This window comes from Paraburkholderia sp. A1BS-2L, assembly GCF_051125205.1.
GTDB lineage: Bacteria > Pseudomonadota > Gammaproteobacteria > Burkholderiales > Burkholderiaceae > Paraburkholderia.
The window spans coordinates 37,143-50,494 of the sequence record NZ_CP120430.1 but is presented as its reverse complement, the minus strand read 5'-3'; the positions used below and the strand labels follow the sequence as shown (position 1 = coordinate 50,494).

11 protein-coding genes are annotated in these 13,352 nt (G+C 65.5%); 8 read left to right on the top strand and 3 right to left on the bottom strand.

From position 1 onward, the window contains the following. Positions 1 to 298: 298 nt before the first annotated feature. From P5W98_RS24765 to P5W98_RS24745, 5 genes are all read left to right on the top strand, one after another. Complete coding sequence (locus P5W98_RS24765; RefSeq protein ID WP_421027412.1) at positions 299 to 1,249, top strand: choline ABC transporter substrate-binding protein; 951 nt, start codon at positions 299 to 301, stop codon at positions 1,247 to 1,249. A 60-nt stretch (positions 1,250 to 1,309) separates the two neighbouring features. Next, the gene (locus P5W98_RS24760) at positions 1,310 to 2,239 is read left to right on the top strand and encodes a 3-keto-5-aminohexanoate cleavage protein (protein ID WP_421027411.1); all 930 of its coding nucleotides are present in this window, start codon (positions 1,310 to 1,312) and stop codon (positions 2,237 to 2,239) included. Between the two features lie 59 nt (positions 2,240 to 2,298). Beyond that, positions 2,299 to 3,264 carry an L-carnitine dehydrogenase gene (locus P5W98_RS24755; protein ID WP_421027410.1) on the top strand — a complete coding sequence of 322 codons (966 nt, stop codon included), beginning with the start codon at positions 2,299 to 2,301 and terminating at the stop codon, positions 3,262 to 3,264. Between the two features lie 89 nt (positions 3,265 to 3,353). Next, positions 3,354 to 3,845 carry a thioesterase family protein gene (locus tag P5W98_RS24750; RefSeq protein WP_421027409.1) on the top strand — a complete coding sequence of 164 codons (492 nt, stop codon included), beginning with the start codon at positions 3,354 to 3,356 and terminating at the stop codon, positions 3,843 to 3,845. A gap of 38 nt (positions 3,846 to 3,883) precedes the next feature. After that, on the top strand, positions 3,884 to 4,876 hold the full coding sequence (locus P5W98_RS24745; RefSeq protein ID WP_421027408.1) for an alpha/beta hydrolase: 993 nt from the start codon (positions 3,884 to 3,886) through the stop codon (positions 4,874 to 4,876). Between the two features lie 11 nt (positions 4,877 to 4,887). Here P5W98_RS24745 and P5W98_RS24740 read toward each other — a convergent pair whose 3' ends face one another. The 3 genes from P5W98_RS24740 to P5W98_RS24730 all read right to left on the bottom strand — a co-directional run bounded on the left by P5W98_RS24740 (position 4,888) and on the right by P5W98_RS24730 (position 9,332). Next, on the bottom strand, positions 4,888 to 6,633 hold the full coding sequence (locus P5W98_RS24740) for a diguanylate cyclase (protein WP_421027407.1): 1,746 nt from the start codon (positions 6,631 to 6,633) through the stop codon (positions 4,888 to 4,890). After that, a complete protein-coding gene (locus tag P5W98_RS24735; protein WP_421027406.1) occupies positions 6,630 to 7,778 on the bottom strand; it encodes an extracellular solute-binding protein in 1,149 nt (382 codons plus the stop codon). The genes P5W98_RS24740 and P5W98_RS24735 overlap by 4 nt, the downstream gene beginning before the upstream one ends. Positions 7,779 to 8,291: 513 nt before the next feature. Beyond that, positions 8,292 to 9,332, bottom strand: coding sequence for a LacI family DNA-binding transcriptional regulator (locus P5W98_RS24730; protein ID WP_421027405.1), 1,041 nt, complete (start codon positions 9,330 to 9,332; stop codon positions 8,292 to 8,294). Positions 9,333 to 9,580: 248 nt separating this feature from the next. Between P5W98_RS24730 and P5W98_RS24725 the strand changes: the two genes are divergently transcribed. From P5W98_RS24725 to P5W98_RS24715, 3 genes are all read left to right on the top strand, one after another. After that, a complete protein-coding gene (locus P5W98_RS24725; protein WP_421027404.1) occupies positions 9,581 to 11,008 on the top strand; it encodes a uracil-xanthine permease family protein in 1,428 nt (475 codons plus the stop codon). 26 nt (positions 11,009 to 11,034) lie between these two features. After that, positions 11,035 to 12,522 carry an amidohydrolase family protein gene (locus tag P5W98_RS24720; RefSeq protein ID WP_421027403.1) on the top strand — a complete coding sequence of 496 codons (1,488 nt, stop codon included), beginning with the start codon at positions 11,035 to 11,037 and terminating at the stop codon, positions 12,520 to 12,522. A gap of 69 nt (positions 12,523 to 12,591) precedes the next feature. Continuing rightward, positions 12,592 to 13,308 (top strand): sulfite exporter TauE/SafE family protein, encoded by a 717-nt coding sequence (locus P5W98_RS24715; RefSeq protein WP_421027402.1) that lies wholly within the window; start codon positions 12,592 to 12,594, stop codon positions 13,306 to 13,308. Positions 13,309 to 13,352 lie beyond the last annotated feature (44 nt).

Below are 13,352 nucleotides of genomic sequence, written 5' to 3'. Positions count from 1 at the left end.
CGTCGAATCCGGCGAGCGTAGCAAGCGCCATGCGACGCGGCAAGCAACGCCAAAAATAACCGGCCCGATGACGCAGTGCACAAGCCGTCCACAAGCCGTGCACAAGCCGCGCCCGGCGAGCCATTCGTCCCGCACTGTGGTTTTCCCTCATGGTCGCTCGCAAGCAAGAACGGGTCGCTGAGGGTCGATTTGGGCGCGATATGAACCGGTACCTTGATTGCACACCGGATCGGTTCAGGTCATCCGATTCGCCACCCGCAATGCAGGCTCGCCATATAACGCGTCCAGGGGGATTCTCATGAAGTTGCGCATCAAAGCCATTACCGCAGGCCTGGCCGGGCTTCTCGCGGCCATGTCCTTGCCCGCATTCGCGCAGGATCCGGCAAGCTGCCGGGCCGTCCATTTCGCGGATATCGGCTGGACGGATATTACGTCGACAACGGCGCTCGCCTCGACCGTGTTCGAAGGACTCGGCTATCAGCCCGTGACGACGGTTGCCTCCGTGCCGATTTCGTTCGCCGGGTTGAAGAGCAAGCAGCTCGACGTATCGCTGGGTTACTGGTGGCCCGTGCAGCAAATGGCAATTGCGCCGTTCATCGAGTCCAAGTCGATCAACGTGTTGCAGCCGCCCAATCTGACCGGCGCGAAAGCCACGTTTGCGGTGCCGACCTACGAATACGACGCGGGCCTGAAGACTTTCGCCGACATCGCCAAGCATCGCGACGAACTCGACGGGAAGATCTACGGCATCGAGCCGGGCAGCAGCGCGAATGCCGCAATCCAGAAAATGATCGCGACCAACCAGTTCGGTCTCGGCGGATTCAAGCTGGTCGAATCGAGCGAAGCGGGCATGCTCGTCACCGTCGAGCGCGCGGTGCGCGAAAAGAAATGGGTGGTCTTTCTCGGCTGGCAGCCGCATCCGATGAACATTCAGCTCGACATGAAATATCTGACCGGCAGCGATGGCGTATTCGGTCCCAACGACGGCGAAGCGCGCGTCTACACGCTAACGTCGACCGACTTTATGACGCGTTGCCCGAACGCTGGAAAACTCGTCAGCAATCTGCGCTTTACGACACAAATCGAAAACGTCGTCATGCAGTCGGTGATGAAGAAGGAGAAGCCCGCCGACGTCGCCAAGGCCTGGCTGAAACAGAATCCGCAGGTGCTCGATGCATGGCTGGCCGGTGTCAAGACCTATGACGGCAAGGACGGCTTACCCGCTGTCAAGGCGTATCTCGGTCTCTGATCTCGTGTCTCCAGCAGGACTCCATATTTTCATTTGAAACGTCTAACAGGAATTGCAAGCATGAACCTTGAAGTGATCGTGACCTGTGCCGTCACGGGGGCAGGCGACACCGTCGGCAAGCACCCCGCCATTCCCGTCACGCCGAAGCAGATTGCCGACGCGGCCATCGAGGCCGCGAAAGCCGGCGCGACCGTCGCGCACTGCCATGTGCGGGACCCCAAAACCGGACGCGGCAGCCGCGACCCGAACCTGTATCGCGAAGTCGTCGATCGCATCCGCTCGGCGGATACGGACGTCATCATCAACCTGACGGCAGGCATGGGCGGCGACCTCGAAATCGGCCCCGGTGAAGATCCGATGCGTTTCGGCGCGAACACCGACCTGGTCGGCGGCTTGACGCGGCTTGCGCATGTCGAAGAGCTTCTGCCGGAGATCTGCACGCTCGACTGCGGCACGCTCAATTTCGGCGATGGCGACTACATCTACGTGTCGACGCCGGCTCAGCTGCGAGCAGGTGCGAAGCGCATTCAGGAGCTCGGCGTCAAGCCCGAACTGGAGATCTTCGACACCGGCCATCTGTGGTTCGCAAAGCAATTGCTGAAGGAAGGCTTGCTCGATGCGCCGCCGCTGTTCCAGCTGTGCCTCGGCATTCCCTGGGGCGCGCCCGCTGACACGACCACGATGAAGGCAATGGCCGACAACCTGCCGGTTGGGGCGCAGTGGGCGGGCTTCGGCATCGGCCGCATGCAAATGCCGATGGTCGCGCAGGCGATGCTGCTGGGCGGCCATGTGCGCGTCGGCCTCGAAGACAACATCTGGCTCGACAAGGGCGTGCCCGCGAGCAACGGCTCCCTAGTCACGCGCGCCATCGAGATCATCGAGCGCCTCGGCGGCCGCGCGCTGACGCCCGCCGAAGGCCGCAGGAAACTCGGCTTGCCCGCGCGCGGCGAACGGCTGCTCGACAAGCGCGCCGTCGAACAGTACGCGTGACGCGCCGAAGCGCATCGATCGCTTTAAAACCCATTCAACCCTTCAGACGATCATCGGCAATGAAAGAAATCACCAGCATCAAGACATTCGCGGCCATCGGCTCGGGCGTGATCGGCAGCGGCTGGGTCGCGCGCGCGCTGGCGCACGGGCTCGACGTTATGGCGTGGGACCCGGCCCCGGGCGCGGAAAAGCAGTTGCGCGACAACGTCGCGAACGCCTGGCACGCACTCGAGCGCGTCGGGCTCGCCCAAGGGGCTTCGCAGGAGCGTCTGCGCTTCGTGAATACGATCGAAGCGTGCGTCGCGCAGGCCGACTTCATTCAGGAAAGCGCGCCCGAGCGCGAAGAGCTGAAGCTCGCGCTGCATGAACAGGTCAGCCGCGCCGCGAAGCCCGATGCGATCATCGCGTCGTCGACATCGGGCCTGTTGCCGACCGACTTCTATGCACGCGCGCTGCATCCCGAACGCTGCATCGTCGGCCATCCGTTCAACCCCGTTTATCTTCTGCCACTGGTCGAAGTGGTGGGCGGCGAGCGCACATCGCCCGCGACTATCGATGCCGCGATGCGCATCTATCACGAGCTCGGCATGCGGCCGCTGCATGTGCGCAAGGAGGTGCCGGGATTTATCGCCGACCGGCTGCTCGAAGCGCTGTGGCGCGAGGCGCTGCATCTGGTCGACGAAGGCGTCGCGACCACGGGCGAGATCGACGACGCGATCCGCTTTGGCGCGGGCATCCGCTGGTCGTTCATGGGGACCTTCCTCACCTACACGCTCGCGGGCGGCGACGCGGGCATGCGCCATTTCATGCAGCAGTTCGGCCCCGCGCTCGAATTGCCGTGGACCAAGCTCGTCGCGCCGAAGCTGACCGACGAGCTCATCGATCGCGTCGTCGACGGTACGGCGCAGCAGGTCGGGCCGCGGTCGATCAAGCAACTCGAACGCTATCGCGACGAATGCATCACGAACGTGCTGTCGGCGATTGCCGACACGAAAGCGCGCCATGGCCTGCGCGCCGACGAATAGCGCCGCGCGCTATCTGGACCCTCGCGGGGCGTTGAAGCACGATGCCCCGCGAGCGCCAACCCTCATTCAACATAACGGAGCCATTGACCATGCCGCGACACGCGCAATTGCCGGCGTATCACGACGTCGTGCGCGCCGAATGGGTCGATTACAACGGCCATTTGCGTGACGCGTTCTACATGCTGATCTTCAGCTTTGCCGTGGATGCGCTGATCGACGAGATCGGCCTCGACGACAGCGTGCGAAAAGCGCGCGGCCGTTCGATCTATACGCTCGAAGCGCATATCCACTATCTGCAGGAAATCAAGCAGGGCGCACAGGTGCGTGTCGAAATGCGCGTGCTCGCTCACGATGCGAAGCGGATTCATCTGTACCTCGAAATGTTCGCGGACGATGGCGACCAAGCCGTCGCTGCCAGCGAGCAAATGCTGTTGCACGTCGATACGAGCGGACCGCGCTCTGCGGCGTTCGATAGCGACGTGCAAACGCGCGTGCACGCGCTCGTCGACCAGCAGGCAGCGCTGCCCGTTGCCCAATATGCCGGGCGTGTAATTGCTTTGCCTGCGCAAGCCCGCAAGTGACATGCGAGCAATGGCAAGCACACCAGGAGCGACGCGTCATGCTCGAACCTGAAATCGCCGCGTTCGTCGAGCGCGCCAATGCATTTTATGCGAGCGATCACCCGGCTGAGACCGTGGACGATCAGCGCGCGACATACGAGCGGTTTGCCGCTGCGTTCACGCCGCCATTGCCCGATGGCGTGCGCACGCACGACGCGCCCCTCGCCTGCGCCGATGGACAGACGGTGATGCTGCGGCTGTACGCGCCCGCCGGGCGCGTGCAGTCCAAAGGCACGGTGCTGTATTTTCACGGTGGCGGGTTTGTCGTCGGATCGCTGCAAAGCCACGATCTGATCACGGCGCGCATCGCGGCGGATACGGGCCTTTGCGTCGTCGCCGTCGACTACCGGCTGGCGCCCGAACATCGCGCGCCTGCCGCCCACGACGATTGTCTCGCCGTCACGCGTGCGGCGCTCGACGCTCGCTTGCCGTTCGGCCCCCTCCCCCGGCCGCTGCAACTGGCAGGCGACAGCGCGGGCGGCACGCTCGCCGCGAGCGTGGCGATGCGTTTGCGCGACGAAGGCGTGCCAGGCGTGGATGGCATCGCGCTGGTCTATCCGCTGCTCGGTATCGAGCCCCAGCTGCCCGCGCGCGACACGCAAGCCAACGCGCCGATGCTCACGCTCGCCGACGTAAGACGCTACGGCGCGCTCTACTGGGGCGCGGACATCGAGAATCGGGCGCTAGCAGCATGGACCATTCCGCTCGAAGCCGCGCGCTATGACGGGTTGCCGCCCGCGCTCGCGATCGGCGTCGAGCACGATCCGCTATGCGACGACGCGCGGGTGTTCGCCGCTCGCATTCGCGCGGCGGGCGGCCACGCGCACGCGCCCGTCGGCGCCGGCCTTGTGCACGGCTCATGGCGTGCGCTGGCGACGAGCCCTGGTGCGCAATGGATGCATCGCGAGGTGTGCCGGTTCCTGGCCGCGAACGCAGCGCGACGCGCCGACGTCGAGCGCGGCGTATCCCGTGTTGGCCAGCCCGGCAGGTGAAAACGTCTCGATCAGCGCGTGCTGCAGCCATCCGACGCGCTCGCCAGCTCCTGATAGCGGACGAAGTGCGAACCCGTCGCGGCTTTCGCGGCATACATGGCGGTATCGGCTTTAGCCAGCAATTCTTCGGCATGCTTGCCGTCGGCGGGAAATTCGCTGATGCCGATGCTCACGCCCACCGTCATCAGATGCTCGCCCAGCGACACGGGCGCCTCCATCGCCAGCTGCACGCGGCCCGCCGCCACGCGCAGCGCGTCGGTCGAATGCACGCCGCCCACCAGAATCACGAACTCGTCCCCGCCATAGCGGGCAACGACATCGGAGCCGCGCAACGCCGCGCGCAAGCGCTGCGCCACGACCACGAGCGTCTGGTCGCCGGCCGAATGCCCGAATTGATCGTTGATTTGCTTGAAATCGTTCAGGTCGACGAACATCACGGCCAGCGGCTCGTCGCTCAGCGCCGCGCGGCGTAGCGCCAGATCGAGTTGCTCCATGAAGTGCGTGCGGTTCGGCAAGCCGGTCAGCGGGTCGTGCCCCGCCCGGTGCGCCAGCTCCTGCTGCCGCGTATGCAGCGCGTCCACCTGGGAGCGGATCTCCATGCGCATGCGGTCGAAGCAGCGCGCGAGCACGCCGATCTCGTCCGAGCGCGCGACGGGCAAACGCTCGATGGCGTCCTCGTCGAAGATGTGCGTCACCGCGTAGGCAAGCGTGCGCAGCGGCCGCGCCAACGCGCGCGCGAACAACACCGCCAGCACGATCGCGACGGTGCTGGAGATCAGCACGAGACGCACGATTTGCGCGCCGAGTTCGTTGGCGGGCGCGAGCACGTCGGTGAGCGGCCTCGCGAGCCCGAGCGCGATAAAGCGCTTGCCGCCCGCGAGTCCGAACGGCGAGCGCACGAACGCGAACACTTCGGCCGGCGGCTGGTTGCCACGCGCATAGCCGTTGAATGTCAGGCTCGGCGGCCCGTTCGTGAAGAGCGGCGCGGTGGCGGGAAAGCTTTTTTGCAGCAGCACGCGATGGCCGCGCTCGAAGCCGAAGGTCTGGCCCGGGTCCGGATGGAGCAGAAAATCGCCCCACTCGTTGGCCATGTACACCGCGTAGTCAGCCGGCAAATCGCGTTCGATACGCTCGAACACCTTGGTGAGATCGACGTCGATGACGAGCACGCCCACCTTGTCGCCGCTTTGATCGACAATCGGCGCACCCACCATCACTACCGGCAGCGTCGAGCTCCGGTCCGAACCGGGCTGGGCCTTCAGGCCGATGGGCGAGACGTAGACGCGCTCCGCATTCGCCGCCAGCGCGTCGTACACATACGGAAACTGGCCCTTCTCCTGCAATTGGTCATCGGGCACCACCACGATGCCACTCGCTTCGCGCTCGACGCGAACGCGCTCCAGGCCGTTTTGCCCACGCGAGATCAGGCGTATCTGCAGATACTCGGCGTGATGCAGCATGAAGCCGCTGAACACCTGCTTGAGCCGCACATCGGCGGGACGCGGCGCGTCGCCTTGCGCGACCGCCATCGACGAAGGCAGGGTCGCGAGCACGAGCGCGTCGTCGGCGACGTCGCCGAGCGCGGCGGTAAAACGCTGGCTCAGCAATTGCGTCGATGTGAGCAGGCTGCGCTCCGCTTCGTGCATGAGCATCTTGCGATTGGCGCGATAGGTCGAATAACCCGTTGCGCCCGACGCCGCCACGCCGATGCACACCAGCAGGATCGAAAGCCGCGAAGTCAGCCCGAGTTTGATCATGGCGCGAAGCGCTCCAGCGGATCGCCCGCTTTGATTCGGCGCCACAGCGCTTCGCGCTCGCCGGTGCTCTCGACGCCCTGGATCCAGACGAGGCGCGGCCCCGCGCCGGCGGCGGCACCGGCACCGGCAGCAACGCCAGACACGGGCGTCATGGTGTTGGCAAGCCCCTGGCGTTGCGTCAGCTGCTTGCCGATATCGGGCTCCAGCATGGTGTTGATCCAGTCGTAGGCCAGCGCCGGATTGGTCGCGTTGCGCGTGATGGCCCAGCAATCGAGCCACGCCAGCGCGCCCTCATCCGGAATCACGTAGCCCACGTCGACGCCGGCATGACGCAGTTGCTCGACTTGCTGCGTGCCGTAATTGCCGAACATCAGCGCCACGTGATGCTGCACGAACTGCTCGGTGGCCTCTTCAGGCAACGTGTAGTACGTGAGCAGATTGCGCCGCAGGCGCACGAGTTCGCGCGTGACGGTGCGCAATTGCCCGGGCGTCAGGTGAAACGGGTCGGGATAGCCGAGCGCCAGCGCGGCGAACGAGAAGTTGTGCTGCGCGCTGTTGAAATCGAGCACTTTGCCGCGATAGCGCGGATCCCATAGCGCCCGCATGGAATGCGGCGGCTCGGCAATCTGCTTGCGGTCGTAGATCAGCCCCATCGACGAATAGGTGAACGGAATCGCGTAGGTGCGGCCTGCGCTCACGAGCCCGCGAATCTCGGCTACGTGCTGGAAATAAGGCTGCTGCCAGCGGCGGTTCGGAATGCGCGAGAGGTCGAGCGCGGTGAGCAGGCCGGCGTGCGCATAGCGCTCGATCTCGGCGGTATTGGCCGCCAGCACGTCGAACGGCTGCGGCTCCGCGCCATGCATGCGGGCCCAGAGCGCTTCGTCGGAATCGACGAACGTGACTTCGACTTTGGCGTGGAAGCGCTTCTCGAATGCGCGGACCCAGTCCTCGTCCGCATAGCCGGGCCACGCCAGCACGCGCAGCACGGACTGCTTCGGGCCGTGAGAATCCGCGAGCGTATGCGCCCAGAAAAAAGACATCAACAGGACGGCCAAAGCCGCCGGCGTGACCCATCTGCCCACGCGGCGGCGAGTGCCTCCGCCCCGGATGAGCCGGCCAACGACCGTATTGAAGCGTCGCCTCATTTCGCCAACTTATTCGATGCTGCTTCAAGCTTTCGCGAAGCGCATTCTCATTTTTTCCCAAGCGAAAACGCCGTTTCGCTCGACCCCGCACCCCGATGGAAACCCATAATGCGTTCCCGCTGATATCTTATCGAAAATCGAAAACTAGAATATGCAATCGGAATATCTTTCGGCGCAAGGGGAAATACGGCTGGATGAAATGGGGCAAGCCTTTAAACGATATCTAACGTTATCGGCATCCGCTTTTTTATTATGAAAAAGGCCTAAGGCTCGCCCGACGGAGACAGTCGAAGCCAGTCTTAGGCAAGTCACTCATTTAATGCCCGGTCTTATTTCGTCTCGATCTCTCCAGGCGTATCGGTGACGTCTTCCGAACGGGTCACGAATCCTGCGCTACGTGTCTTCGTGTAAAGGCAGAATAGCCATGCCGACACAGAGCGGAAATCAGGTTTTCCTGATTTGCGGCTCAGGAATTGCCTGGAGCCGTCAATAACCCGTGTTGCGCGCCAAACCTCAGGCATCGTCCCGGACGGCAACCGAAGACTCGCGAACCACGAGAGATGGATCGGGCGGCGTGGCGAAGTCCGCCCCGCCCTTGCCCGCCAGATGATCGAACAGCAGCGCCACGGCTTGCGAGGCCATTTCGTCGAGATGAAGATCGACGGCCGTGAGCGGCGGCCTGCAACTGCGCGCGCGAATCCCGTCGTAACGGGTTGCGATCTTGATGTCCTCGGGCACGCGCCGGCCTGCGTCGGCAATGCCCTGCACGGCGCCCACGGCAAACGCGTCAACCAGCGCGCACAGCCCGTCGAGTTGCGGGTGCTGCTGCAACAGCGCAGCGCACGCTTCGCGGCCCGCTTCCTCGCCGCCCGCTTCGTCGGCCACCGCGATCACGGGCGGCATGTCGTGCTCCGCGCAGAATTGCTCGTACGCAGCGCGCGATTCGACATACGAATTACGCTGCTGCGCGCCGATCAAAAGCGCAATCCGCCGGCTGCCCTGCTCATGCAGATGGCGCAGCAACAGCGCCGTGGTGGCGAACGAGTGGATGTCGACATAGGGCAGCGCGTCGTTGCCGGGCATGCGGCCGAGACACACGACCGGCAAGCCGCGCGCCTGCAGATGGGCCACGTTCGCATCGTCGGCGGTGGGTTCGATCACGATGGCGCCGTCGATGTCGAGCTGCTCGAGCGGCAGCCGCCCCGCCATGATGGGCGGCACGAGCACCAGCGCAAGTCCGCGCGTGAGGGCGGCGGCGGCCGCGACCGCCGCCACCTCCATCAGAAACCCGAGCCGCGACGCGCCACCGGCGATTTCGAACGGCATCGACGAAAGCAGCGCGATGGTGCGCGCCTCGCCGGTGCGCAGCCGCTGCGCGCGCACGCTCGGGCGGTAGCCCAGATCGCGCGCCACATCCTTGACGCGCTGGCGCGTTTGCGGATCGACATAGCCCTTGTCGTTCAACGCATGCGAAACGGTGGTCGTGGAGACGCCCGCTGCGCGGGCGACGTCGGCAATGGTCGGCCGCGGCTTTGGCGGCACTGGACTTTGCATGCTGTTTCTCTCGCTTGAGTCCGGGGTTCGTGGGCTATCGCGACCAATCGGTCGATAAATAATCCGGCTTGACAAGGCCTTCAGGACGCACCATTCTACGATAGCAAATCGATTTGGGGCGTCCGCCCAATTTTTTGCACGTGATCCCAAATCGATTTGGGAGACGGTTTTTGTAGAGCAGCTTCGCCAGAACAACGACACACCCTCGCAGACGTGAGGCGGTCTGCGGCACATGGAGACACGCAGTCATGACGAAAGCCCAGCAGGTTCACCCTGTCGACGAGCGCTTGCCGCTCGTCAAACTGATGTTGTTCGGCCTGCAGCACGTGCTGGTGGTGGCCGCTTCCCCCATCACGGCGGTCTTTCTGGTCGCCAAGGCGCTCGGCCTGCCGCCCGCGCTGACCGTCGACTTGATCAGCGCGACCTTTCTCGTCTGCGGAATCGGCACGCTGCTGCAGTCGTTCGGCCCGCTGCGCTTTGGCGCGCGCCTGCCGTTCATCATGGTGCCGGGCGGCGCGCCGGTGGTCCTGTTCGTGCTGATCGCGCAGCAAACCGATCTGCGCACGGCTGCCGGCGCGACCATCCTCACAGGCCTGTTCTACTTTTTGCTGCTACCGGTGTTCCGGCGCTGCCTGCGCTTTTTCCCGCGCATCGTGATCGGCACGATGCTGATCCTCGTCGCCGTCAACCTTATCCGCATCTACGGCGTGGTGATCGTCGGGCGGCCCGGCACCGCCGAGTTCGGCAGCCCGGCCGGAATCGGCCTCGCACTCGCCACGGTCGCCTTCACCGTGCTGTTCGCCAAGCTCTTCAAGGGCATGCTCGGCCAGCTCGCCGTGCTGCTGGGGCTGCTCGCGGGCGCGGCGCTCGCCTCGGTGCTGGGCTTGATGAGTTTTGCCGGCGTCTGGAGCGGCGCGCTCGTCACGCTGCCCACGCCGCTGCCGTTCGGCATGCCGCGCTTCGACCTCTTCGCCGCGCTGCCGCTCTTGATCTTCAGCGTGATTTCGATGGCGGAGGCCACCGGCCAGACCGTGGCGATCGCGGAGATCGTGGGCAAGGAAATCGACCCGCGCGTGGCCGTGCCGCGGACCATCCGCGCCGATGCGCTCATGTCGATGGTCGGCGGATTCTTCGGCACCTCGCTCATCATCACGAGCAGCGAGAACATCGGCATCGTGGAGGCAACCGGCATCCGCTCGCGCTTCGTCACCGCGATGGCCGGCGCGCTGCTGATCGTGATCGCGCTGCTCGCGCCGCTCTCGCGCCTCGCCAACGCCATTCCCGCCGCGGTGGTGGGCGGCACCGCGCTGATCGTGTTCTCGATCATCGGCGTCATGGGCATCAACCTGCTGCGCCAGGTGGACCTGCGCGCGCGCGCCAACATGTACACGCTAGCCGCCGCGCTCACGATGGGCATCCTGCCGATCGTCGTGCCCGGCGTCTACAGCCGCTTTCCCGCGACGCTGCAAATCGTGCTCGGCAACGGGCTCGCGATGGGCGCGCTCACCGCCGTGATCGTCAATCTGATCTTCGAACACCTGAGCCTGCGCTGGCGGCCGCGCGCAAACCGCACGGCCCATGCAGCCCATGCAGCCCATGCAGCCCATGCAGCCCATGCGCCCCATGCGGCCGGCGCGCTCGATGCAGCCGTCAACGAAACCCCCTCCTGCCACTGAACCCCATACAGCCCAACTTCTTCATCATGCAAACTCGCTCCACAGCCGCTTCGCCCCGCTCCCTTTCGCGCACGGAACTGTGCGCCGATGAACTGCTGCTGCTACCCGAAACGCTGCTGCTCGCCGATGGTCCGGTGCGCGAGCATGCGGTCGTGGTCGCCAACGGGCGCTTTCGCGACATCGGCCCCGCCGGCGAACTGGTGGCGCGCTACCCGCTGCTGACGCCGCTCGCGCTGCCGGGCAAACTGCTGATGCCCGGCTTCGTCGACGCGCATCACCATCTCACGCAGTCGTTCGGCAAGGCGCTCGCGTTCGGCGAGCCCTCGGAGATCTACCGCCGCATCTGGGTCCCGCTCGAGAACTGCCTCGACGAAAACCTGCTGTATCTCTCGACCAAACTCGCCGCGCTCGAAGCACTGCGCGGCGGCTTCACGACCGTCTGCGACGCCGGCACGCGCTCGGACAGCGATATCTCGACGATCGCGGCGGCCACCCAGGAAGTCGGCGTGCGCTGCGTGCTCGGCAAGATCTGCAACGACCTCGCCGACCATATCGACACCCGCGAGCGCGGCGCCATCGTCGCCCGCGCGCAGGCCCATCTGGCGCATTGGAGCGGCCACGCGCTCGTGCATCCGTCGCTGGCTATTTCGGTGCCCGAAGCAGGTTCGGACGGCATGCTGCAAACCGTGGCCGCCCTGTGCGCCGAGGCCGGCGCGGTGTTCCAGACGCATGCCAACGAGCACCTCGCCGCCGTCGAGCGCTCGATCGTCGCGCGCAAGATGCGCCCCATTGAGCACCTTCACCATGCGGGCGCATTGGGGCCGCAAACCCTGATTGCGCACGCCACGCTCGTTACGCCTTCCGAGCTGAACCTGCTACGCGACACGGGCGCGGCCGTGAGCTACAACCCCGTCGCGAGTTCATGGAAGGGCAATGCGGTGGCCCCGGCGCTGCAAATGGCCGCGCTCGGCATCCGCTTCGGCCTCGGCACCGACGGCACGCGCAGCGACGCATTCCGGCTGCTCGACGCGGCCGAGACCGCGCAGCGCTTCGCCTTCGGCCTCGCAACGGGCGACTCGTCGTGCGGCGCGGGCAAGCTCTGGCTCGATCACGCGCTGCGCGGCGGCGCCGACGCCGTGCGCCTTGGCGCATTGACCGGCGAAATCGCGCCGGGCAAGGCAGCGGACTTTCTGCTGGTGGACCTCGATGTGCCGGAAATGCGGCCCTCGTGGGATCTCGAATGGGAGCTCGTGCGCCTCGCCAATCGCAGCCAGATCGATGCGGTGTTCGTCGCGGGGCGCCTGCGCCTGTGGCACGGCTGGCCCATCGACTGGGACGCGCGCGCGCTGCTGCGCGAAGTCGAAGAAGCCGCTGCCGCTGTCGTTGCGCGCGCACCTATCCAGCGGGTGCACGCCGCGCCCTTGTCGGCCACACCGGCCGCCCCCACGGCTCGCGGCGCCCTGCAGGCGCAGCCCGCCGCGCAAACCCTGGCGCCACTGGTATCGAGTCGTTGAAACACGCGGGCGCGTGACGCCGTTCGATCCGCCCCGCGCATAGCTGTCCATCCTTAGGAGAACCCTTCTGTGAGTCTGACCGTATTCCTCATTCTTGCCGCCACCGTGACGATTGCCGCGTTCATTCAGGGCGCAGTGGGAGTGGGCTTCGCGCTCATCTGCGCCCCCGTGATCGGCTTGATCGATCCGGGCCTGTTGCCCGTGTCGCTCCTGATCCTGATGCTTCCGCTCAACGTCTATCTCGCGTGGCGCGAGCGCCCGGCGCTCGATTCGAGCGGCACGCTATGGATCACAGTCGGGCGCACGGTGGGCGCCGTGGGCGGCGTGCTGATCATCTCGCGCATCTCGGCGCACGACCTGAACCTGTTCATCGGCGCATCGACGATTGCCGCCGCTGTCGCGACACTGTGCGCGCCGACTTTCGCGCCGGGCCGCAACGCGCTGATCACGGCAGGCGCCGTGACGGGCATCACCGAAACCGCGACGGGAATTGGCGGACCCGCGCTGGCGATGGTCTTCCAGCACTATCGCGCGCCCGCGCTGCGCTCGACCATCGCGCTGTGCTTCGCGATCGGCGAAGCGGTCTCGCTGGTGATGCTCAGCTTCACCGGCCAGATCAACCTGGACCGGTTCGTTTCCGCGCTGCTGCTCGTGCCGCCCGTCATTCTCGGCGCCTTCATCAGCCAGCATGTGCACCGGCGACTGAACAGCAAAGTCTTGCGCATCAGCGTGATGGGCTTCGCGATCGTTTCGGGCGCGGCAATCCTGTATCAGACCTTGAAGTGAATCCATGAAGTAAATGCAGGCACAGCTGGCCCGGTTCGGGCCGG

Bases quoted from the DNA above. Each gene is read 5' to 3' on its own strand.
- P5W98_RS24765 (WP_421027412.1), top strand. From the start codon at position 299: ATGAAGTTGCGCATCAAAGCCATTACCGCAGGCCTGGCCGGGCTTCTC.
- P5W98_RS24760 (WP_421027411.1), top strand. From the start codon at position 1,310: ATGAACCTTGAAGTGATCGTGACCTGTGCCGTCACGGGGGCAGGCGAC.
- P5W98_RS24755 (WP_421027410.1), top strand. From the start codon at position 2,299: ATGAAAGAAATCACCAGCATCAAGACATTCGCGGCCATCGGCTCGGGC.
- P5W98_RS24750 (WP_421027409.1), top strand. From the start codon at position 3,354: ATGCCGCGACACGCGCAATTGCCGGCGTATCACGACGTCGTGCGCGCC.
- P5W98_RS24745 (WP_421027408.1), top strand. From the start codon at position 3,884: ATGCTCGAACCTGAAATCGCCGCGTTCGTCGAGCGCGCCAATGCATTT.
- P5W98_RS24740 (WP_421027407.1), bottom strand. From the start codon at position 6,633: ATGATCAAACTCGGGCTGACTTCGCGGCTTTCGATCCTGCTGGTGTGC.
- P5W98_RS24735 (WP_421027406.1), bottom strand. From the start codon at position 7,778: ATGAGGCGACGCTTCAATACGGTCGTTGGCCGGCTCATCCGGGGCGGA.
- P5W98_RS24730 (WP_421027405.1), bottom strand. From the start codon at position 9,332: ATGCAAAGTCCAGTGCCGCCAAAGCCGCGGCCGACCATTGCCGACGTC.
- P5W98_RS24725 (WP_421027404.1), top strand. From the start codon at position 9,581: ATGACGAAAGCCCAGCAGGTTCACCCTGTCGACGAGCGCTTGCCGCTC.
- P5W98_RS24720 (WP_421027403.1), top strand. From the start codon at position 11,035: ATGCAAACTCGCTCCACAGCCGCTTCGCCCCGCTCCCTTTCGCGCACG.